General features: G+C 69.5%; 21 protein-coding genes. 10 read left to right on the top strand and 11 right to left on the bottom strand.

Annotated features, from left to right (window positions below; all coding sequences use genetic code 11):
* Positions 1–91: 91 nt before the first annotated feature.
* Positions 92–1,381, bottom strand: coding sequence for an adenylosuccinate synthase (locus tag ACGF7Y_RS11870; RefSeq protein ID WP_040870727.1), 1,290 nt, complete (start codon positions 1,379–1,381; stop codon positions 92–94).
* Between the two features lie 280 nt (positions 1,382–1,661).
* Here ACGF7Y_RS11870 and ACGF7Y_RS11865 point away from each other — a divergent pair, with 280 nt between their 5' ends.
* Complete coding sequence (locus ACGF7Y_RS11865) at positions 1,662–2,321, top strand: hypothetical protein (protein WP_393232384.1); 660 nt, start codon at positions 1,662–1,664, stop codon at positions 2,319–2,321.
* Positions 2,318–3,100 (top strand): site-2 protease family protein, encoded by a 783-nt coding sequence (locus ACGF7Y_RS11860; RefSeq protein WP_393232381.1) that lies wholly within the window; start codon positions 2,318–2,320, stop codon positions 3,098–3,100. Before ACGF7Y_RS11865 ends, ACGF7Y_RS11860 begins: the two co-directional genes overlap by 4 nt.
* A 321-nt stretch (positions 3,101–3,421) precedes the next feature.
* Here ACGF7Y_RS11860 and ACGF7Y_RS11855 read toward each other — a convergent pair whose 3' ends face one another.
* The 4 genes from ACGF7Y_RS11855 to ACGF7Y_RS11840 all read right to left on the bottom strand — a co-directional run bounded on the left by ACGF7Y_RS11855 (position 3,422) and on the right by ACGF7Y_RS11840 (position 6,265).
* Entirely contained in the window at positions 3,422–4,558 is a 1,137-nt protein-coding gene (locus tag ACGF7Y_RS11855; protein ID WP_393232380.1) for an aromatic acid exporter family protein, read from the bottom strand.
* 72 nt (positions 4,559–4,630) lie between these two features.
* Positions 4,631–5,074, bottom strand: coding sequence for a DUF3151 domain-containing protein (locus ACGF7Y_RS11850; RefSeq protein ID WP_393232377.1), 444 nt, complete (start codon positions 5,072–5,074; stop codon positions 4,631–4,633).
* A gap of 159 nt (positions 5,075–5,233) precedes the next feature.
* A complete protein-coding gene (locus ACGF7Y_RS11845) occupies positions 5,234–5,674 on the bottom strand; it encodes a hypothetical protein (RefSeq protein ID WP_393232375.1) in 441 nt (146 codons plus the stop codon).
* 9 nt (positions 5,675–5,683) lie between these two features.
* Positions 5,684–6,265, bottom strand: coding sequence for a hypothetical protein (locus ACGF7Y_RS11840; RefSeq protein WP_393232372.1), 582 nt, complete (start codon positions 6,263–6,265; stop codon positions 5,684–5,686).
* Positions 6,266–6,896: 631 nt separating this feature from the next.
* Between ACGF7Y_RS11840 and ACGF7Y_RS11835 the strand changes: the two genes are divergently transcribed.
* Positions 6,897–8,120, top strand: coding sequence for a hypothetical protein (locus ACGF7Y_RS11835; RefSeq protein WP_393232369.1), 1,224 nt, complete (start codon positions 6,897–6,899; stop codon positions 8,118–8,120).
* A 98-nt stretch (positions 8,121–8,218) separates the two neighbouring features.
* Positions 8,219–9,277 (top strand): fused (3R)-hydroxyacyl-ACP dehydratase subunits HadA/HadB, encoded by a 1,059-nt coding sequence (locus ACGF7Y_RS11830; protein WP_393232366.1) that lies wholly within the window; start codon positions 8,219–8,221, stop codon positions 9,275–9,277.
* A gap of 6 nt (positions 9,278–9,283) precedes the next feature.
* On the opposite strand, the gene ACGF7Y_RS11825 is transcribed toward ACGF7Y_RS11830, so the two are convergent.
* Positions 9,284–10,750: a DUF4185 domain-containing protein gene (locus tag ACGF7Y_RS11825; RefSeq protein ID WP_393232364.1), complete on the bottom strand. Its 1,467-nt coding sequence runs from the start codon at positions 10,748–10,750 to the stop codon at positions 9,284–9,286.
* Between the two features lie 284 nt (positions 10,751–11,034).
* Here ACGF7Y_RS11825 and ACGF7Y_RS11820 point away from each other — a divergent pair, with 284 nt between their 5' ends.
* Together ACGF7Y_RS11820 and ACGF7Y_RS11815 are read left to right on the top strand one after the other, a co-directional pair.
* Positions 11,035–11,385 (top strand): excalibur calcium-binding domain-containing protein, encoded by a 351-nt coding sequence (locus ACGF7Y_RS11820; RefSeq protein ID WP_393232363.1) that lies wholly within the window; start codon positions 11,035–11,037, stop codon positions 11,383–11,385.
* A gap of 43 nt (positions 11,386–11,428) precedes the next feature.
* On the top strand, positions 11,429–11,755 hold the full coding sequence (locus tag ACGF7Y_RS11815) for an excalibur calcium-binding domain-containing protein (protein ID WP_393232360.1): 327 nt from the start codon (positions 11,429–11,431) through the stop codon (positions 11,753–11,755).
* Here the strand turns inward: ACGF7Y_RS11815 and ACGF7Y_RS11810 are convergent.
* Positions 11,752–12,870 (bottom strand): BTAD domain-containing putative transcriptional regulator, encoded by a 1,119-nt coding sequence (locus ACGF7Y_RS11810; protein WP_393232357.1) that lies wholly within the window; start codon positions 12,868–12,870, stop codon positions 11,752–11,754. The genes ACGF7Y_RS11815 and ACGF7Y_RS11810 overlap by 4 nt on opposite strands.
* Positions 12,871–12,901: 31 nt before the next feature.
* Positions 12,902–13,936, bottom strand: a complete 1,035-nt coding sequence (fbaA, locus tag ACGF7Y_RS11805) for a class II fructose-bisphosphate aldolase (protein ID WP_393232354.1) — start codon at positions 13,934–13,936, stop codon at positions 12,902–12,904.
* Between the two features lie 298 nt (positions 13,937–14,234).
* On the opposite strand from fbaA, the gene ACGF7Y_RS11800 reads away from it, so the two are divergent.
* The gene (locus ACGF7Y_RS11800) at positions 14,235–14,888 is read left to right on the top strand and encodes a DedA family protein (protein WP_393233146.1); all 654 of its coding nucleotides are present in this window, start codon (positions 14,235–14,237) and stop codon (positions 14,886–14,888) included.
* Positions 14,889–14,893: 5 nt separating this feature from the next.
* On the top strand, positions 14,894–15,592 hold the full coding sequence (locus ACGF7Y_RS11795) for a DedA family protein (RefSeq protein ID WP_357034907.1): 699 nt from the start codon (positions 14,894–14,896) through the stop codon (positions 15,590–15,592).
* Between the two features lie 7 nt (positions 15,593–15,599).
* On the opposite strand, the gene ACGF7Y_RS11790 is transcribed toward ACGF7Y_RS11795, so the two are convergent.
* The 3 genes from ACGF7Y_RS11790 to ACGF7Y_RS11780 form a co-directional block, all read right to left on the bottom strand.
* Positions 15,600–16,685 carry a glycoside hydrolase family 76 protein gene (locus tag ACGF7Y_RS11790; RefSeq protein WP_393233143.1) on the bottom strand — a complete coding sequence of 362 codons (1,086 nt, stop codon included), beginning with the start codon at positions 16,683–16,685 and terminating at the stop codon, positions 15,600–15,602.
* Positions 16,686–16,956: 271 nt separating this feature from the next.
* Positions 16,957–17,643, bottom strand: coding sequence for a TrmH family RNA methyltransferase (locus tag ACGF7Y_RS11785; protein WP_393232351.1), 687 nt, complete (start codon positions 17,641–17,643; stop codon positions 16,957–16,959).
* A gap of 54 nt (positions 17,644–17,697) precedes the next feature.
* A complete protein-coding gene (locus tag ACGF7Y_RS11780) occupies positions 17,698–18,030 on the bottom strand; it encodes a DUF4190 domain-containing protein (RefSeq protein ID WP_063049632.1) in 333 nt (110 codons plus the stop codon).
* A gap of 92 nt (positions 18,031–18,122) precedes the next feature.
* Between ACGF7Y_RS11780 and ACGF7Y_RS11775 the strand changes: the two genes are divergently transcribed.
* Positions 18,123–19,487, top strand: coding sequence for a sensor histidine kinase (locus ACGF7Y_RS11775; protein WP_393232349.1), 1,365 nt, complete (start codon positions 18,123–18,125; stop codon positions 19,485–19,487).
* Positions 19,484–20,140, top strand: coding sequence for a LuxR C-terminal-related transcriptional regulator (locus ACGF7Y_RS11770; protein WP_393232346.1), 657 nt, complete (start codon positions 19,484–19,486; stop codon positions 20,138–20,140). Before ACGF7Y_RS11775 ends, ACGF7Y_RS11770 begins: the two co-directional genes overlap by 4 nt.
* Positions 20,141–20,220 lie beyond the last annotated feature (80 nt).

The following is a 20,220-nucleotide window of genomic DNA, read 5'->3' as shown; positions in this document are numbered from 1 at the left end:
CATGATCGAAGCCGGGCGAGCACGATAACTGGGGTTAATTTCTGGTGACCTCGCCGAATTTCCGCTGGACCACGCGGAATTCGAACAGGTTCTAGCCGAGTACGTCGTGCCGGACGATGGTTTGATCACGCCCGGGACCCACGCCGATGCAGGAAATCCTGGCGCCGGACAGCTCCTCCAAACGCAACACGTACGCCTGGGCGTTGGCGGGCAACTCCTCGAAGGTGCGCGCGTCGGAGATATCTTCCCACCAACCGGGCATTTGCTCGAAAATGGGCTTCGCGTGATGGAATTCGGTCTGCGTGGTCGGCATCTGCTCCACCCGCTCGCCGTCGACCTCGTAGGCGACGCAGATCGGCACCGTCTCCAGACTGGATAGAACGTCCAGTTTGGTGAGGAAGTAGTCGGTGATCCCGTTGACCCGGGTGGCGTAGCGCGCGATCACGGCGTCGAACCAACCGCAGCGGCGGGCGCGTCCGGTGGTGACGCCGACCTCGCCGCCGGTCTTGGCCAGGTAGGCGCCGAACTCGTCGAACAGCTCGGTCGGGAACGGGCCGGAACCGACCCGGGTGGTGTAGCACTTCAAGATGCCGAGCACCGTGTTGATCTTGTTGGGGCCGATGCCCGCGCCGACCGCCGCGCCGCCCGAGGTCGGATTCGACGACGTGACGTACGGGTAGGTGCCGTGATCGACATCCAGCAAGGTGCCCTGCGAGCCCTCCAGCAGCACCGTCTCACCGCGCTCGAGCGCCAGGTTCAGCTTCAGGCGCGTGTCGGCGATCCGGTGGGAGAAGCTCTCGGCCTGCGTGAGCACCTCGTCGACCACCTGCTGCGGGTCCAGCGCGCGGCGGTTGTAGATCTTGACCAGCACCTGGTTCTTGAACTCCAGCGCCGCCTCGACCTTCTGGGTGAGGATCTTCTCGTCCAGCACGTCGGCGACGCGCACGCCGACGCGGGCGACCTTGTCCTGGTAGCACGGGCCGATACCGCGGCCGGTGGTGCCGATCTTCTTGTTGCCGAGGAAACGCTCGGTGACCTTATCGATGGCCACGTGGTACGGCATGATCAGGTGCGCGTCGGCCGAGAGCAGCAGGCCGGAGGTGTCCACGCCGCGCTCTTCCAGCCCGGCCAGCTCGTCCAGCAGCACGCCCGGGTCCACGACGACGCCGTTGCCGATGACATTTGTCACGCCAGGGGTCAGGATGCCGGAGGGGATGAGGTGCAGCGCGAAGTTGTCACCGTTGGGCAACACCACGGTGTGACCGGCGTTGTTGCCACCTTGGTACCGGACCACCCAGTCCACCCGACCACCGAGCAGATCGGTTGCTTTGCCCTTCCCCTCGTCGCCCCACTGGGCGCCGATCAGGACGATTGCCGGCATGGTCGTGTCTCCTACGGTTCGACAGGCAACACTGGCGTGTTGCAGCTACCTGCCGTACTGAGGCGGTGGCCGGAAGGACAGTCTAGCCGACCCGTCCGCGGCGGCATCGAAGCGGATCTCGTCGTAGGCTCGACACCCGTGTGGTCACGGCCGGGCAGGGCTATGGTTGCACGGCACGCCGAGCGGAAGCGCGGCGTGCACGGGCGAGCCGCAGCTTGGTTCGGCCGCAATGCGAGGGGCCCGACGGTGTCGGCTCGAACCGAGGAGGGTGTACGGCAGCTTGAGTACCCATGTTCTCCGCTGCGACGGCGCCCCCGTCCCCATCGCCCTCGCGGCGCTGCCGACCACCCAGACAGCCGCCGTCCCCGATCCCGCGGTGATCGATGAGCTGCTTCCCGTACTGGCCGCCGACAGCCTCCCGCGCCTGATCGTGCTGGGTGAGGACCCCGCGCTGGCCGCGGTGCTCACCCATCTGATGCGCACCGAGCGCTTACACGTGGAGATCGGATACGTGCCGGTCGAGAAGACCTACGGTTCCCGCGCCTACCAGACCGGCACCGGCAACGCCGCCGCCAAACGCGCCATCGACGGCCGCGCGGCCGAGACGCCGCTGGTTCGCGACGACACCGGCAAGGTGCTCGTGGGCCGGGCGGTGATCGCGGGCATCGGCGGGGAGAAGCTGGAGGGCGAAGCCTATGTCGACGACACGCTGCTGTTCTCCGGACAGGTGACCGCCATGCTCGTCTCGCCGTGCCTCGAACCGCCCGGTGTGCGGGCCACCGTGCGCAAACGCTTCCGCAAGCGGCGCTGGGTGGAGGGGCGGGCCGCGCAGCTCGGCACGCCCGGCGCGATCGTGACCAGGGACGGCGTCCGCGCCGATCGCCCGGTGCCGCGCTCGACTTTCTACCGCCACCACGAATCCTGGCTGCTGGTGCGATGAACGCCCCGTTCCCGATCGGCCGCAGGTCGCGCGCGGTCCGGCCGAGCCCGGTGTTCCTGCTCGTGATCGCCCTGACCGCGGTGGGCGGCGCGCTGGCCTGGGACGCCGCACTCGACTCGACCCGAGCCAAGGCCGGGGTCTTCGTCTTCGTGGTGTCCGGCTGGGTGGTATCACTGTGCCTGCACGAGTTCGCGCACGCCTACACCGCTTGGCGCGCGGGCGACCGCGAGGTCGAGTTGCGCGGCTATCTGACGCTCAATCCGCTGAAGTACAGCCATCCTCTGCTGTCGATCGTGCTGCCGATCGTGTTCATCGCGCTCGGCGGGATCGGCTTGCCGGGCGGCGCGGTCTACGTGCACACGCACAATGTCGCGCCGCGCACGCAGCGGATCATCAGCGGCGCCGGGCCCGCCGTGAACGCGCTGTGCGCGGTGCTGCTCCTGGTGACCGTGCGGATCTGGGGCAGCTCCAGCAGCCATGCCGCGTTCTGGTTCGGCGTGAGTTTCCTTGCGTTCCTGCAGATCACGGCGGCGCTGCTGAACCTGATCCCGCTGCCCGGACTGGACGGCTACGGCATCGTCGAGCCGTCGCTGAGCTATCAGACCAGACGCTCGCTCGATCAGTTCAAGCCGTTCGGCATGCTGATCCTGTTCGCGCTGCTGTTCACCCCCGCCATCAACCAGGTGTTCTTCGACGCGGTGTACGCGCTGTTCGAACTGTCCGGCGTCCCGTCGAATTGGTCGCGCTACGGCGGCTACCTGACGCGATTCTGGACCTGATCGCCGGCGCGCCCGCTCGGCGACGCCGGCGCGGCGCAGGGCCGCCCGGTCAGGTCGGCCGGACGGCCCCGCTTCTTCGCCCGCTTCCGATCCGCCCCGCCTCTCGGCCACCACACCCCTTGGCCGAGAGGTCCTTTCGTCCACGTGCGAAGCGGTCGACCGCGATACCCCTCGACTCGCGGTCACATCGCAAAGCTACGGCGCGACAACGCACGGAACGCGAGTAGCGGACTACTCGAAGATCGAACTTCCGCCGCGCCGCGCCGGGCGCGGACCACGGTGCCGGGCCCTAATGTCCGAATACCGCTGAGTAGCAGGGGTTCATACCTCGGGCCGCACGTAGGGATTCTTGACCGTCGGCGGCAGCAGGGCAATCGCCGAGATACGTTGCACGCCGCACACCTGCATCAGGTCTACCAGCGTGGAACGCACCTGCGCGAAGACGACGTGCGCCGAAAGCCCCGCACCCGCTACCAGTTCCGGGCGCGCGCCCTTCGCGACCGAGCGCAGTACCCGGGCCGCTTCGGCGCGGTCGGGCTGCTCACCGGGATCGGCCAGCATCATCCGGCGCACCACGTCGACGGCTTGGCCGAGGCGCTCCACCTCGTCGATCAAGCCGGGATCGAGGATTTCGTCGTCGCGCACCAGGGTCAGCGAGCGCCGCAACAGGACTCGGGTGTTGCGGATGGCGTTGTCCAGTGGGTCCGCCGTGGCCCTGATGCGTTCGAGACGGTCACGGGAGTTCCAGTACAGCGGCGAGATCCGGCTGATCTCCCTGCCGCCTTCCAAGGTGGCGCGCAAGGAGTCGATCTGCGGCTGCGTGGCGCGCATCGCAGACAGCGCGTGGTGCAGCTTCTCCGGATCCTGTTCCAGCAGTCCGTCGGCGCAGCTGCTGATCGATCTGCCCATCACGGCGAGGATGTCCGCGGCGAGCGTCCGCGCTCTGCGCACCGGGTGCAGCGGGATCGCCGCGACCACCAACACCCCGACCAGACCGCCCACCAAGGCATCGATCATGCGGGAGAGGCCGCCGCCCGCCGAGGGCGGGAGCAGTGTCGCGACGAGCACGGCGGAACCGGCCGCCTGCACGGTGATCACCGAACCGCCGTCCAGGAACACCGCCGCGGCCATGGCGACCGCGACCACCAGCGCGATCTGCCACACGCCGGTGCCGACGCGGGAGATGAACAGATCGCCGATGCCGATGCCGACCGCGACGCCGACCACCAGTTCCACCGAGCGACGCAGCCGCGCGCCGAAGGAGATGCCCATCGACACCACGGCGGCGGTCGGCGCGAAGAACGGCAACGCGTGACCGATCACGTGATGGGCGAGGAACCAGGCCAGCGCGGCGCCTACCGAGCACTGGATGATCGGCAGCACCGACCGGCGCAGCCGCGACCAGGAGGTGCGCAGCCTCGCCATACTGTTCGCGCGGGCCACGCCGACCCGGGACATCGGGTCGAACGCACCCCTCGCCCGGCCGCCACCCCTGCTCGAATCGCTACGCGGTACTCCGATCACTACGACTCAGTCGAGGCCGAGCTCCGCGGCCGCCCGAGGGTCGCAGTCTTCCAGCAGATCGAGGCAGCGGGCGTACTCGTCGGTCTCGCCGATCAGCTTGGCGGCCCGGGCCAGCGCGCCGACGCTGCGCAGGAAGCCCCGATTGGGCTCGTGGCTCCACGGCACGGGACCGAAGCCCTTCCAGCCGTTGCGGCGCAGCAGGTCCAGGCCGCGGTGGTAGCCGGTGCGGGCGAACGCGTACGCGGCGACGATGTCGTGATTGATCGCCTCGTCGTTGGCTTCGCCACGGGTCAGCGCCGCCTCGGCGAGGTACGCCCAGGCGATCGAGGCGGCCGGGTGCTCGGCCGCGACCCGCACCGGATCGGCGTTGTCGAGCAGCGCGTCCTCGGCGTCGGGGATTTCGGGTAGCAGTACCGGTTGCGGTCCGAGCAGGTCACCGAACGAGGTCATGCGGTTCATTGTGCACGGCACGACAGTTTGCTCGACAGGCGGCTTCGCCCGCCAGGCGCAGGTCCGAGGACGAACCTCGGGCGGCTCGGCGTTCGTTCGGCTGGACGTGGGCTGATGCCGGACCTCGTCGGGCCGCGACCATTAGGCTGGCCGTCGAGTTCAAACAGTTCCGCTTTGACGAGGGGTGTGCGTGTCCGACCCGAACGACGAGAAGAATCCGGCGCGGGACAGCGCCGAACCGGCCGACGCCGCCGGAGCCGACGCACGCCCCGGTGCCGCCGCGGAACGTAACCCGGACGCATCGGCCGCGCCCACCGAGCGCATCGCCAAGGGACAGCGGCCCAATGCCTCGCCGTCGGGTACGGACCGATCCGCGTCCGGCACGGACGCGGGTAACCGCGGTCCAGCCCCCAGCGCGCCGCGCGCCGGAGACCCCGGACGAGCACCTGCCAACCCGGGCAGCGGTCCGGCCTCGTCGAGGAACACCGACGCGACGACGAACACGGCGGGCGCGAAACCCGCGAACGGCCCCGCGGGCAGTCCGAACTCACCGGCCCCCGCATCGAACACGCCGGGTGGGAAACCGGCGAATGGTCCCACGGCTGGTGCTCACGCACCGTCCTCCGCCACGACTTCGAGCACCTCCGCAGCGGCGGGCGGCCCCGCGCGGGGCGCGGGCTCCACGCAGCAGCCCGGTCCGTCCGGCGGCGCGATGCCCTCGACACCGGACAACCGAACTGGTTCTGCCTCCCGACCTGCTCCCTCGAACTCCTCGGCAGCCGGATCGAACGGACCCGCGCCCGGTGGCACGAGCGCCGAGGGCACGCCGTCCTCCGGCCTCGCCGCCGAGGCGAACGCTCCGTCCCCGAATTCATCGCCGAGGCCCGCGGGCAGCACACCCGGCGCGGCACCGGGCGGCACCGGTAAACCGAACACACCCGCTTCCGCGACGTCCCCCGCCGGCCAACGACCATCGCAACCACCTGTCGCTCCGTCCAGCAGCCCGAACACCTTGCCCGCCGCCGACTCGGCGGCTCCGGGCACCAAGAGCGCCGCACCTTCCGGACCGGCAGGCCCCGGCCGGGCAAACCCCCCAGCGGGCCAGCGCCCCGCGCAACCGCCTAACGCCCAATCCAGCGGCCAGAACACGCCGTCCGCCGCCGGGTCGGCCACTTCGAGCGCGCCCGGCACCCCGGGCAGGGCACCTTCCGGACCGGCAGGCCCCGGCCGGGCGAACACCCCGGCAGCTCAACGACCTTCGCAACCGCCTGTACAGGGCAACCAGAACACACCGCCCGCATCCGGCACAGCACCCTCCGGGCCAGCGGGCCCCGGCCGGGCGAACACCCCTGCGGGCCAGCGCCCCGCGCAACCGTCTAACGCCCAATCCAGCGGCCAGAACACGCCATCCGCCGTCGAGTCGGCCACTTCGAGCGCGCCCGGCACCCCGGACAAGGCACCTTCCGGACCGGCAGGCCCCGGCCGGGCAAACTCCCCAGCGGGCCAGCGCCCCGCGCAACCGTCTAACGCCCAATCCAGCGGCCAGAACACGCCGTCCGCCGCCGGGTCGGCCACTTCGGGCGCACCCGGCACCACGGGCACAGCACCTTCCGGACCGGCGGGTGCGGGCCTGGCGAACGCCTCGGCGAAGGACGGGGGCGAACCAGCGCGCTCCGGTACGGGCGCGTCTGCCTCGGCCCCGGCGCAAGGCGCCGATGCGGAGACGGCCGCGATCGATCGGACGGCCGCGCCGAAACAACCGGAGTCCGGTGGCGCGACGAAGTCCGGTTCCGCACCGAACCAGTCGGCCGAAGCGCGCACCGTGGTGATCAAACGGGACCAGACGCCGTCCGGTCCGCCGCGCAGTTCCGCGCCGGGCGCGGCCCCTGCCCGGGAGTCGGCTTCCAAAGACGCCGCGGCGCAATCGAAGCAGGGCACAGCGGCGCCCGAATCCGGACAGGCCGCCGCGGAGAAACCCGCCCGAGGGGCGTCGCCCGAGACCGCGGCGAGTGACGCCACCGGCCCCGAGACGAAGGCCGCCTCGATCCCGCAGGGCGCCGAAGGCGCGACCGTTGTGATGCGCAGGCCGCAGCCTCCGGCCGGCCCGGCGACTTCCGCCACGCAGACGGCCGACGAGCCCACATCGGGTGATCAGAAGAACCCACCCGGTTCGGACGACGTCACGATGGCGATGCCGGTGATCGGCGTGGACGACGCGAAAACCGTCGCGCTCCCCATCCAGCGCCCCGCCGACGGCGGCAGGCCGGGGACCGATCGTGTGGTCGCGTCACCGGCGGGGCCGGTCCCGATCACGAAGCCCCCGAGCACGCCGCGCCCGGCTTCCGGTCCGAAGCAGCCCGGCCCGCACGGCCCGTCCGCGCCGCCGCAGCACGGCCCGGGAGTGGAGGAGACGCGGCCGTCGCCGCAGCGCCCACAGGGCAGGCCGCGGCAGGTGGCGACCGCCCCGTCACCCGCGGACGTCCAGCAGACCGTGCCCGCGCAGTCGATGACGGGCCCGCGCGCGCCGCACACCCGGCCCGTCGCGCCGCCGCAGCGGATCCCCCCGGCCGCGCAAGGCGCCGGGGCGTCCGCCACCGAGCCCGCCCGGAACAACCGCTTGCTACTCATCGCGGGCGGGGCGGTCGTGCTGGTGGTCGTGCTCGTGGCGGTGATCGTGTCGCTCGTCACGATGTCCGGCGACGACTCTCCCGAGGCTCAGGTGCGCAGCGCGATCACCACCTACACCGAGGCGCTGAAGACCGGCGACCTGGAGGCGCTTCGCTCCACGACGTGCGGTCCACTGCACGACTTCTATCAGGGCATCCCGAGCGACCAGTTCGCCGGTGTGCACAAGCTGTCGATGGAGCGGAAGAACATTCCGGTGGTGGACAGCATCGACGCCATCCGCATCACCGACGCCACCGCCATCGCGCAGGCCACGGTGTACACCGAAGCCGACCCGGCGAAGCGGTCCGCGCGCACCTTCGACCTGCAGCGCACCGACGACGGATGGAAGGTCTGCGACCCGCCGGGCAGCACCCAGTAGCCACTCGGCGGCGTGATAGCCGACACGCATCGATGCCGGTCGCGCGCGTCACACACACCTGGTCAATGGTCCGGTTCAGCAGTAGCATGGCCCGGATCATGAGCAGGGAACAGACGATGGCGCGGCCGGATGTCGAGGTCGTTCCGGTGACGCCGACCGGACAACGATTCCGGGTGCTGGACCATTACGAGGTCGGCCGCGAGAAGGTCAGGGAGTTCGCCCGCGGGGTCCAGAACCACCACGCGGCGCATCAGCGCGAATCCGACGCACGCGCGCTCGGGTATCCCGGGATCATCGCGCCGCCGACCTTCGCGTCGGTGATCGGGATGACCGCGACCAGGGCGCTGCTCGACTCCGTGCTCACCCAGTACGACCTCTCCCAGTTCCTGCAGACCGACCAGGTCTTCGAGATCTACCGGCCGATCCTGGCCGGTGACCGGGTACGCAGCGAGATCGTCATCGAGTCGATCCGCCGGTTCGGAGACAACGACTTCATCGTGGTGCGCTTCGCGCTGAGCAATCAGCACGGCGAGGTCGCCATCGTCGGCTCGACCACGATCGTCGCCCGCCGCGGGGCCGAGGTCGACGCCTCCCTGGACGACGTGGTCGAGAACATCATGATGCACGGGCGCCCGGTCGACTCCGGAGCCGATCTCACCCACAACGACGTGCTGGTGCCGCTGGGCGTCGGCCCGCTGGTCGAGCCGGCCGAGCACGAGCGCACGACCGTGCACACGCTGCCCGCGTTCGACGAGCTCGCCCCGGGTGATCAGCTTCCCGAAGCGGCCTTCCGGCTCACCCGCGGTGACCTGGCGAACTATGCGGGCGTGTCCGGCGACGCCAACCCGATCCACTTCAGCGACCACGCCGCGCAGCTGGCCGGGCTGCCGACCGTGGTCGCGCACGGCATGCTGACCATGGGCTTGGCCGGTGGCTATCTCACCGCGTGGCTGGGCGATCCGACCGCCATCCAGAAGTTCAGCGTGCGGTTCTCCGGCTTCGTTCCGGTCGCCGCCGACGCGGCGAGCAGGGTCGATTTCACCGGCCGGATCAAGTCGCTCGACCCGGCCGCGCGCACCGCGACCATCCTGCTCGGCGGCTCCTCCGAAGGGCGCAAGCTGTTCGGTCGCGCGGTGGCCGAGGTTCGACTGCGCTAGCGCGGATCACTCGTTCACGACCGAGTGCATCAGGTAGACGTTGTAGTCACTCCAGGTCGAGATGGTGAAGTAGAGGTCCGATCCCGAGGACCACGGGTGGATGAACCCGCCGTACAGCTCCGGATAGGTCAGCGCGGACACCGTCGGCGTGCTCTCCGACCACACGCCCTGCGGCGTGTCCGCCTCCCGGACGACGATGGCGGCCTTCGTCGTGTCCAGATAGCTCATCTGCCAGATGTCGCGGGCCGCGTCGTAGCGGACGGACAGCTCGCCGACGGTGCCGTCCACGATCGGCGTGGCCGAGGCGAAGCCGCCGACGGGCGTCCAGACACCGTCTTGCCAATACTGGTAGGCGGTGGTGTTGAGCAGTTGGTCCTCCGGTACCCGGGCCAGGCCGACCGCGCCGAGGCGGGTGTTGGGCGTGCCGAACATGTAGACGTAACCGCCGTGCGGAACCATGGCGCTCACCTGGAAATTCGCCAGGCCGAAAATGTTGTCCCAGCGGGCGTGCGGATCCTTGGTCCAGGTCTGACCGTGGTCGTCGGAATAGGCGATGCCGCCGTAATTGGTGAAGAACGTGCCGGGCAGGCTGTTCCAGGTCCGAATCGACATGTAGCTCAGGTACTGTCGCCCGCCGAGCGCGAAACCCGAGGTGGGAATGGTGGTGACCTCGACGTTGTCGAGTTTGCGGCTGGAGAGCACCTCGGCCGCGTGGCAGCGGTCGTCGGTGACCATCCGGTCGAAGGTCACCCCGTCGGCGAGATCGCGATCGGTGCTGAAGGCGAGCACGTTGCTGCGCCAATCCAGCCCCATGCCACCCGGCGGGTGGAAGCCGCGTCCAACGGTGTCGCCGAACGCGGTCGCGATCTCGCCCGGTGCGCTCTCCCACATGATGCCGAGGTCGGTACCGTCCACCTGCCACCGCTTGTCGGTGCGGTTCACCGAATTCGCGCCGGTCAGCTTCGCCACCTCGCGAGCGGGGCCGACGCGAGGGGCGGGCCGGGCGGGTGACTGCGCCGCGGGTTCGACCGGCGGCCGCACCGGCGCGGGCCGCGGCGGCACCTGACCGGGGTCGGGACCGGGCCCGGGAATCGCGAAGTGGAACGGCTTCGGATTCAGCAGGATCTCCGGAATTCCCAGCTGTCCGGCGAGACTCGGCGGCGCGCCGGGCAGATCGGTGAGGTCGGGGCAAGGATTGGCGCACGGATCGGGCGGAAGCTCCATCCGCGTTCGTTTCGGCGCGGGGTCCGGCGCCTGCGGTGGGAGCACGGTGACCACCGGATAGGGAATCGGCACCTCCACCGTTTTCGGCACCAGCGGCTCGTGGGTCGCCACCGGATCGGTCGCGCACGGCCCCACCCCAGCCGGGCCTTCGGCCGCTTCCGGCGCCGCGGCGGCAGACCCATCGACGTAGACGAGCAACCCCGCACCGAGCACGATCGCACCGACGGCGGCCAGCATTCGCATCGCCATAGCAAACCCCTCGAAATCCATTGCGGACACGAACCTTGCGAAGACGAACCAGCGGAACGACCCTACCCCGTTCGACTTTCGAAAACCGGCCGACCGACACGCCCATTTAAAAGGATGAAATTGCTTCATTTGCAAGGCGCAACGCCAGAACTTTGCTAGCGTCCACTCCGCGACGGCTCCTGTCGGGGAGAGCGGCCGTCCGGAGCGCCGCTCCGGGTCATTGTTCGAACCTGTTGCCGCCGAGCGTGTTCCGCCGCGCCCGGCGCTGACCGAGAACGGATCACATGAAGAACACGCTCTTGCGCACCCTGCTCGGCATCGGCTCCGTCTGTCTGCTCACCACCGCCGCGCTCGCCATCGGCTCGCCCGTCGCGGCGGCCGATCCACTCACCGACCTGCTGTGCAACTCAGGATCCGCACAGTTCTGCGCACCGCCCGCGGCGCCGCCTCGAGCTACCCCGCCACCACCGAACAACCCGCCGCACTCGAACCCACCCCCGCAAGCGCCCCCGGGTGGCCCGTCCTACAAGAACTGCACCGAGGTTCGCAACGCGGGTAAGGCTCCGCTGTTGCGCGGACAGCCGGGTTACGCCCCGCACCTGGACCGGGACAACGACGGAATCGCCTGCGAGTGAATCGCACCGGCGCATCGGCCGCCGCGGGAGCAGGATGGAAGGCGTGACCCAGTCAGTTCTCCGCATCGCGCCCGCGATCGGGGCGGCGCTGCTGGCGGCCGGAGCGAGTGTGCTCGTGCCGTCGGCGGCGTCCGCCGCCCCGCCTCCGGCCGTCGCGATCGCCGGACCGCACGATGACCATCCGATACCGCACAACCGGTCCGGGCCGAAGGGCGACAGCGAGCGCCCCGAGGAATCCGATGGGCGGTCGCCGAAGATCTACACCGATTGCGACCAAGTGCGCGCGGAGGGCGCCGGACCGCTCTTGCGCGGGCAGCCCGGTTTCAACGCGCATCTGGACCGGGACGGCAACGGAATCGCCTGCGACTAGCCCAATGCCTGGAAGGTGATGATCGTCCCGCCGATACGGATCTGGTCGCCGTCCGCGAGCAGCACTCCGCTGTCGATCGGATCCTCGTTGACGAAGACGCCGTTGGCCGAATGCAGGTCCTTGATGAGCAGACCGGCGCGGCTCGGCATGATGTGCGCGTGGTAGCGGCTGGCCCGCGGGTCCTCCAGCACCAAGTCGTTGTCGGTCATCCGGCCGATGCGCAGACCGCCCTGGGCGATCGCCACCACGCGACCGTTCGGCATCCGCAGTTGGCCGCTGCGCACCGCGCGCGGCATCTCGGTGACCGTCTCGGTCATCGCCGCGGCCAGGCGCTCGACCTGCCGGAGTTCGACCGTGCTGAGCGGCTCCTGCCGCAGGACGCGCTGCTCCAGATCGACCAGCGCCGGTCCCGGGTCGATGCCGAGTTCGTCGGCGAGCACGCCGCGCACCTTCCGGCACGCCTCCAGCGCGTCCGCCTGACGTCCGGACAGATACAGCGCGATGATCAGCTGACCCCATAGCGGTTCGCGCAGCGGGTGCTCGTTGGTCATCGCGACCAGCTCGCCGATCACCGAGGACGCGCGCCCGCAGGCTATCTCGGCGTCGATCCGGGCCGAGGCGGCCAGCAGTCGCTCCTCGTCCATGGCGGTGGCGAAGCCGTCGGCGAACTGCAAACCGGCCAGATCGGCCAGCGCCCGGCCGCTCCACTCGCGCAGCGCGGAGCCGAACAACTGCGCCGCCCCGGCATGATCGCCCAGTTCCGCGGCGCGCGAGCCCGCCTCCCGCGCCGCCTCGAAACGTCCGAGATCGCAGGCGGTCTCGTCGATCTCCAGCCGATAGCCCGACGACTCGGTGCGCAGCACCTTCGCCGGGTCGACCCCGGAGTTCCGCAGCGCCTTACGGATGTTCGAGACGAAGACCTGCAGGCTCGCGGCATAGGAGTCGGGCGGTTCCTCGTTCCACACCAGATCGGCGAGCGCGGCCGAGGACACCGCGCGCCGCCGATTCACCGTGAGCGCGGCGAGCAGAGCTCGCGGTTTGGGCCCGCCGACGGCCACCGGTTCACCACCGACGAGCAGTCGCACGGGCCCGAGCACGCGCACATCCAGACTCATGTGCACCAAGCCCCTGACGGGTGAATCAGGGTCAGGCGCTGATCGAGCGTCCGGCGGAGTGCAGGTCGTTGCACGCCTCGACCACGCGGGCCGCCATCGACGCCTCGGCCTTCTTCAGGTAGCTGCGCGGGTCGTAGGCCTTCTTGTTGCCCACTTCGCCGTCGATCTTCAGCACGCCGTCGTAGTTGGCGAACATGTGCCCGGCCACCGGCCGCGTGAACGCGTACTGGGTGTCGGTGTCGACGTTCATCTTCACCACGCCGAAGCGCAGCGAGTCCTCGATCTCGGACTTCAGCGAGCCGGAACCGCCGTGGAAGACGAAGTCGAACGGCTGCGCGTCGGTACCGAGGCCGAGCTTGGCCGCCGCGACGCGCTGGCCCTCGGCGAGCACCTCGGGCTTGAGCACGACGTTGCCCGGCTTGTACACGCCGTGCACGTTGCCGAAGGTTGCCGCGAGCAGGTACTTGCCGTTCTCACCCGAGCCGAGGGCGTCGATGGTCTTCTCGAAGTCCTCCGGCGAGGTGTAGAGCTTCTCGTTGATCTCCGCTTCGACACCGTCCTCTTCACCGCCGACGACACCGATCTCGACCTCGAGAATGATGTTCGCGGCGTGCGTGGCCTTCAGCAGTTCCTTGGCGATCTCGAGGTTCTCGTCGATCGGAATCGCGGAGCCGTCCCACATGTGCGACTGGAACAGCGGGTTCTTACCGGCGTTGACCCGCTCCTGGGAGATCGCCAGCAGCGGCCGGACGAAGGTGTCCAGCTTGTCCTTGGGGCAGTGGTCGGTGTGCAGCGCGATGGTCACGTCGTACCTGGCCGCGACCACGTGCGCGAACTCGGCCAGCGCCACCGCGCCGGTGACCATGTCCTTCACACCCTGGCCGGAGCCGAATTCCGCGCCGCCGGTGGAGAACTGGATGATGCCGTCGCTGCCCGCGTCCGCGAAACCCTTGATGGCCGCGTTGACCGTCTCCGACGACGTGCAGTTGATGGCCGGGAAGGCGAAGGAATTGGCTTTGGCCCGACCGAGCATCTCGGCGTAGACCTCCGGAGTCGCGATGGGCACAGTAAGACCTCCGTGTTGTGCGGCAAAGACCTATTTTGTCAGCCCTTACCCTAAGGCAGCTGTGTTTCGCCTGGTATGCAGGGAGGGAGTGCACAGGTGACCCACCGGTAATTTCGCGCACTGCGCGAGCATTCTCAGGCGGAGCCGGTACTGTGGGGCCGGTAATTTGCGCTGGCAGCTTCCGACGCGGTGGCAAGCAATGCACGCCAGCCGTATCGGGACAGGAGGCCACGTGATTCTGCAGGCAGCGACAGAATCGGTGACGAGCAACCTCGCGCTTACCGAGTTGCTCGACCCGATGCACCTGCTCACGGAAACGTGGCTGAAGAACGCGGTGCTGCCGGCCATCCTGGTCATCGTCTTCATCGAGACCGGCCTGCTGTTCCCGATCCTGCCCGGCGATTCGCTGCTGTTCACCGGCGGCCTGCTGTCCGCGCAGCCGAATCCGCCGGTGTCGATCTGGGTTCTGGTGCCCGCCACCGTCCTGGTCGCGTTCGCCGGCGACCAGTGTGCCTACTGGATCGGACGGGCGATCGGACCGGCGCTGTTCCAGAAAGAGGACACCCGGTTCTTCAAGAAGCATTACGTCACGGAGACCCACGAATTCTTCGAGAAGCACGGGCCGAAGACGATCGTCCTGGCCCGGTTCGTGCCGATCGTGCGCACCTTCATGCCGGTCCTGGCCGGTGTCTCCAAGATGGATTACCGCAAGTACGTCGCGTTCGACATCGTCGGCGCGGTGCTGTGGGGCGGCGGCGTCACGGTGCTCGGCTACTTCCTGGGCAACGTCGCGTTCATCCGTGACCACGTCGAGGCGATCTTCCTGCTCATCGTCTTCGTGTCGATCCTGCCCGGCATCACCGCCGTGGTGAAGAAGATTCGCCGCGGTACATCCGTGTCCGACGCGGTCGAGAGCGAGCTGACCGCTTCGACCAGCGAGCGCACCCGCTGAAGCCGGTGACGACGGACTCGTCGCCCCTAGCCGTGGGCAGTTTCGATCCGCTACTCTCCGCGGGCCCCGCGCTCGTCTGGGCAGTGGTGTTGACCTTCGTCTTCCTCGAGTGCGCGGTGATCCTCGGGCTGTTCCTGCCCGGTGACTCGATGCTCATCACCGCGGGCATCGTGATGGCATCGCACGCTTCGGGCGAGGCGCACGTATGGGCGCTGTCGCTGGGCGCGATGGTGGCGGCCATCGCGGGCAACCAGGTCGGCTACGTCATCGGGCATCGGACCGGACGGCATCTGGTCGCCCGCAAGAACGGCAGATACATCAACGTCCGCAATCTGCAGCGCGTCGCCGAACTGCTGCACCGGCACGGATTCGTCGCGGTGCTGATCGCCCGGTGGATCCCCTGGGTGCGCACCCTGTGCCCCTCGGTCGCGGGCGCGGCGCGGATGGACCACCGCAAATTCACCGTGGCCAGCACCGTCGGCGCGATCGTCTGGGCGCCGGTGCTGTTGCTCATCGGCTACTACGCGGGCAACTTCCTGGGGCGGGTGCCGTGGCTGATGCCGATCGTGATCGGCACGCTGGTGGTGGGCTTGATCATCGGGACGGTGCTCGGCGTGCGGCACTACCGGCAGGAGATGTCCCAGCCCGCAGAGGACTTCGCGCTGGAGACGGCGCCGAGCGCGGTACTGGAATCCGAGAGCTGATCCGCGCTCACAGCCCCGCGGCGCTGACCTGGTAGGCCGCCTCCATGAGCAGCCAGCCGGACAACTGCACCGACATGTCGCGTCCCGGCACCTTCGACGAGGTCACCGAGCCGCCCGCGGTGAAGTAACCGGCTCCCGCGCTGCCGCCGGGCAGTTGCGCGGGCTTGCTCCAGTCGTGCCCGAACAGTGGCTCGCCCTCCACTTGCAGCCGGTTCGCCCACGCCGCCTCGGCGGACCCGGTGACGATCGCGGCGGCCGCACGGCGGTCGGCGACCTGTTCGGAGTCCTCACCGGGCAACATCACCGCGACCAGCGCCAGGTATCGGGCCAGGATGCCGTTGAACAGTCCGCCGTCGCCCCCGCCGCCGCCGTTGACGACACCGTCGGTGGTCATGTGTTCCTCGACGGCCGCGAGCAGCCGGTGCACGCGTTCGGTGTGCTTCGGATCGCCCGTCTGCACGGCCAGTTCGGTCTCCAAGCCGAGCACCACGCCCTGGCAGTAGGTGAACACGGGGCGCTCGATCTCACCGGAGGGCAGATGGATTCCGTCGAGGATCAAACCGGTCTCCGGATCGCGCAGCGTCGCGTCCAGCCAGTCGGCCATCTCCTGAGCGCGCTGGATGCGCCCGAGCCGTAACAGCGCGATCGCGGCGGGGCCGTTCGCGGGCGCGTTGAAATAGTCGGAACCGGTGCGCCAGGGCAGGCCGCCGCCGATCTGCGGCTGCCAGCCGTCGTGCAGTTGCTTCTCCAGCGCGGCCAGCGCGCTGCGCACGTCGGTACCCTGGGTGCGCTCGGCGCGTTCCAGTGCGATGGCCAGCCACGCCATGTCGTCGTAGTACCGGTTGGTCCAGCCGGTGAGGTTGCGGATGCGATGCGAGCGCGCCAGAGCGGCGATCCGCCTGCGGCGCAGCGGAGTCGGCGCCCGGTTCGCGGCGTCGATCGCGCATTCGATCAGATGCGCCTGCCACCAGTAGTGCCACCCGCCGAAGACCCGCTCGCGCTTGGTGGCGGGCCAGCCGACCACGCCGAGTTCGGTGCCCGGCAACGCCCACAGCGCGCGCAGGTGCCGCGAGATGATCGCCGATTCGGCCATGTCGGCCCGTTCGGACCACAGCGTCGCGGGCGCGACGGCCTCCCGGCCCGTCCGTGCCCGGACAGCCGGCGGACGCGGTACCGCGGAGCCCTTTTCGGCGTGCTCCACGCGCGGCACCTCGATGTCGTCGCTCCGCGAGGTCATGGATCAATGGTGCCAGGCCCGAACGGATTTATGCGCCCGATTTGTTACGAAAGCGATGTGCAATCGTGCCGGTGCGCTCCGGGACCGGAAGATCTCCTGCTCACGCGGCTGAACACGCGGAAGGCACTCACCAGGCGGTCGTCAGATCGGCGTGTTGCCGCACCCACGCGTGCATGGCGATCCCCGCGGCCACGCCGGCGTTGATGCTGCGGGTGGAACCGAACTGCGCGATCGACACCGTCATCGCGGCGGCCTGCTTGGCGTGGTCGGTGACACCGGGCCCCTCTTGGCCGAACAGCAGCAGGCACGCGCGCGGCAGTGTGACCGTCTCCAGCGGGACCGAACCCGGCACGTTGTCCACGGCGACCACCGTCAGCCCGGCGCGCTCGCTGAACGCAAGCAGCTCGCCGATGTCGGTGTGGTGCCGGATGTGCTGGTAGCGGTCGGTCACCATGGCCCCGCGCCGATTCCAGCGCCGCCTGCCGACGATGTGCACGGCCGCGGCGGCGAAAGCGTTGGCCGTGCGGACCACCGTGCCGATGTTCGCGTCGTGCCCGAAGTTCTCGATCGCGACATGGAACGGGTGCCTGCGGCGGTCGATGTCGGCGACGATCGCCTCCCGGCTCCAGTACCGGTAGGCGTCGACCACGTTGCGGCGGTCGCCCGCGGCCAGCAGCTCAGGGTCCAGTCGCGGATCGTCCGGCGGCGGCTCGGCGTGCTCGCTCGCCCACGGGCCGACGCCGTTCGGGTGCTCGCCCCACTCCGTCGGCCCTGGTAGGTCCTGCTCCGCCGCGTCCGGCACCGGGTGACTCACCCCGACGATGCTAATTCCGTCCACCGCGCCCGCGACGGGTGGCCGGGCCTCCGCTCAGTAGCTGGACGAGCTGCCCGCGAACGCGCCGACCAGGCCGAGCACCAGCAACAACAGCAGGAACAACAGGCTCACGCACAACAGCGCCGTCGCGATGATGCCGCAGATGTATCCCGCGTTGACGTTCCCCCGCCCACCGATGGTCCCACCGGAGGCGTCGATCTCGTTGAGCGCTCGCTTACCCATCACCCAGGCGAAGGGACCCACGAGCTGGCACAACACCAGGCTCAGAATGCCCAGGATCAGGACCGTGGTGGCTCTCGGATGGTCCGGGGGTCCGTAGGCCCCATAGGCTGGATAGCCGTACGGCTGCTGCGGCGGATAGCTCATCAGCAGGATCGTAGTAGGTGTGGCGGGCTACACCACATCTTCGGCGGGCAGCTCCATCGAACCTCGAAAGCACCGTGACGACCATGGATTCCATGACCGAGACACACGCCGAACCGACCCTCGTGCTCGCCCCGCAAGCGCCGGAACCGGAAGAGCATGTGCTGCGCACGGTGTTGCTCGCGCCGGTGCGCGCCAGGTTCTGGAAGGAACTCGTCTACGTTCTCACCGTTTTCGTGATCGGCTGCCTGGCCGTCGCCTATCTGTTCCTCGGCTTCGGGGGCGGACTGTATCTCGCGATCACTGTCATCGGCCTGCCGGTGCTCGCGGTAGTGCTGCTGGGTGGACGGGTGTGGGGCCGGATCTACCGGGCGCTGGCCAAGGACCTGCTCGGCGTCGCCGTCGCGCCGCCTCCGCCGTTCGCGCCCGCGCCCGGACTGCTCGGATTCCTCAAGAGCGCCTTCACCGATCGGGCGAGCTGGCGCGCGGCGCTGTTCCTGCTCGCCCAAGCGGTGCTCGGCGTCGCGGTGGGATATCTGGTGCTCGTCACAGTGGCGATGACCATGTTCATCGCGCTGTCCCCGATCCCGTGGGGGCTGATCCACCCGACCAATGTCGACGAGAACGGCGTCGAACACCAGTCGATGGTCCAGTTCGGCGACTTCTACCTCGACAGCTGGCCGAAAGTGCTCGGTTTCGCGCTGATCGGCCTGCTCGGCTGCCTGGCGTTGCCCTGGCTGCTGCGCGGCGTCTGCTGGGTGCACGGGCTGCTGACCATCGCCCTGCTCAGCGCGACGGCTCGGGACCGCGTGGTTACCGAACTGCGGGAGAGCAGGTTGACCGCGGTCGAGGACTCCGCGGCGACGCTGCGCAGACTCGAACGCGACCTGCACGACGGCACCCAGGCCAGACTGGTCACCATCGCGATGGCGCTGGGCAGGGCAGAGGAACGCCTCGCCGAGGGCGGGGATCCCAGCGATCTCATCGCGGACGCGCGCGCCGGTTCCAAGGAGGCGTTGACCGAACTGCGCGAACTGGTGCGCGGGATCCACCCGCCCGCTTTGGAATTGGGGCTGGAACCGGCTTTGGAGACGCTGACGGCGCGCTGCTCCGTACCGGTGGAGCTGCGGGTGCATCTGCCCGGACGACCGACTCCGGCCATCGAGGCGATCGCGTATTTCTCGGTCGCCGAGCTGCTGACGAATGTGGTGCGGCACGCTCGGGCCACCGGCGCGTGGGTCTCGGTACTGCCGGGCGAGGGGCAGACCATCGTGGTGACGGTGCGCGACAACGGAATCGGCGGCGTGTCGACGCCGGTGGACGGCGCGCTCGGCGCGGGTAGCGGGTTGTCCGGCCTCGCGGCGCGGGCCCGCACCGTGGACGGGACGCTTAGCGTGCGGAGCCCGGCCGGCGGACCGACCGTGGTGACGATCGTGCTGCCGCTGGCGGGGTCGCGATGAGCGACGGACTACGCATCGTGATCGCGGAGGACAGCGCCATCCTGCGCGACGGGCTGGCCGGACTGCTCACCGAACGCGGCCACGAGGTCGTCGCCATGGTCGGCGACGCGACCGCCCTCGCCGACGTGGTCGGCACGCACGGTCCCGATGTCGCGGTGGTGGACGTGCGGATGCCCCCGAGCTACACCGACGAGGGGCTGCTCGCCGCCATCGAACTGCGCCGCAAATACCCGACGACCGGCGTCCTGGTGTTCTCCCAGTGGGTCGAGACCCGCTACGCCACCGAGTTGCTGGCCGGCGGCGCGAGCGGCGTCGGCTACCTGCTGAAGGACCGGGTCGCCGACGTACGGGACTTCGTGGACGCGCTGTACCGCGTGGCCACCGGCGGCACCGCGCTCGACCCGGAGGTGGTGAGCCAACTGATGGGCGCCTCGCGTCAGCAGGATTCGCTGGCCCGCCTCACCCGGCGCGAACGCGAGGTGCTCGAGCTGATGGCCCAAGGCCTGTCCAACAACGCCATCGCCGCCGCGCTGACCGTCACCGAACGCGCGGTGGAAAAGCATATCGGCAACATCTTCATCAAGCTCGACCTACCGCCCTCCGAGACCCATCACCGCCGCGTGCTGGCGGTATTGCGACTCAAGGGCCCATGACCCCGAACACGATCGATCTTGCCGCGCTGACCAGCGGTCCCGCACCCTGATAGCCCTCCACCACCGGATGTGCGGGGCCT

The sequence above is a fragment of the Nocardia sp. NPDC047654 genome (genome assembly GCF_043205035.1).
GTDB lineage: Bacteria > Actinomycetota > Actinomycetes > Mycobacteriales > Mycobacteriaceae > Nocardia.
Note: the sequence above shows the minus strand (reverse complement) of the source record. Positions and strands in the feature narration are given on the sequence as shown.

Coding starts and splice junctions, on each gene's coding strand:
- ACGF7Y_RS11870 (WP_040870727.1), bottom strand. CDS start 1,381: ATGCCGGCAATCGTCCTGATCGGCGCCCAGTGGGGCGACGAGGGGAAG.
- ACGF7Y_RS11860 (WP_393232381.1), top strand. CDS start 2,318: ATGAACGCCCCGTTCCCGATCGGCCGCAGGTCGCGCGCGGTCCGGCCG.
- ACGF7Y_RS11855 (WP_393232380.1), bottom strand. CDS start 4,558: ATGTCCCGGGTCGGCGTGGCCCGCGCGAACAGTATGGCGAGGCTGCGC.
- ACGF7Y_RS11850 (WP_393232377.1), bottom strand. CDS start 5,074: ATGACCTCGTTCGGTGACCTGCTCGGACCGCAACCGGTACTGCTACCC.
- ACGF7Y_RS11830 (WP_393232366.1), top strand. CDS start 8,219: ATGAGCAGGGAACAGACGATGGCGCGGCCGGATGTCGAGGTCGTTCCG.
- ACGF7Y_RS11825 (WP_393232364.1), bottom strand. CDS start 10,750: ATGGCGATGCGAATGCTGGCCGCCGTCGGTGCGATCGTGCTCGGTGCG.
- ACGF7Y_RS11820 (WP_393232363.1), top strand. CDS start 11,035: ATGAAGAACACGCTCTTGCGCACCCTGCTCGGCATCGGCTCCGTCTGT.
- ACGF7Y_RS11810 (WP_393232357.1), bottom strand. CDS start 12,870: ATGAGTCTGGATGTGCGCGTGCTCGGGCCCGTGCGACTGCTCGTCGGT.
- ACGF7Y_RS11800 (WP_393233146.1), top strand. CDS start 14,235: ATGCACCTGCTCACGGAAACGTGGCTGAAGAACGCGGTGCTGCCGGCC.
- ACGF7Y_RS11790 (WP_393233143.1), bottom strand. CDS start 16,685: ATGGCCGAATCGGCGATCATCTCGCGGCACCTGCGCGCGCTGTGGGCG.
- ACGF7Y_RS11780 (WP_063049632.1), bottom strand. CDS start 18,030: ATGAGCTATCCGCCGCAGCAGCCGTACGGCTATCCAGCCTATGGGGCC.
- ACGF7Y_RS11775 (WP_393232349.1), top strand. CDS start 18,123: ATGACCGAGACACACGCCGAACCGACCCTCGTGCTCGCCCCGCAAGCG.
- ACGF7Y_RS11770 (WP_393232346.1), top strand. CDS start 19,484: ATGAGCGACGGACTACGCATCGTGATCGCGGAGGACAGCGCCATCCTG.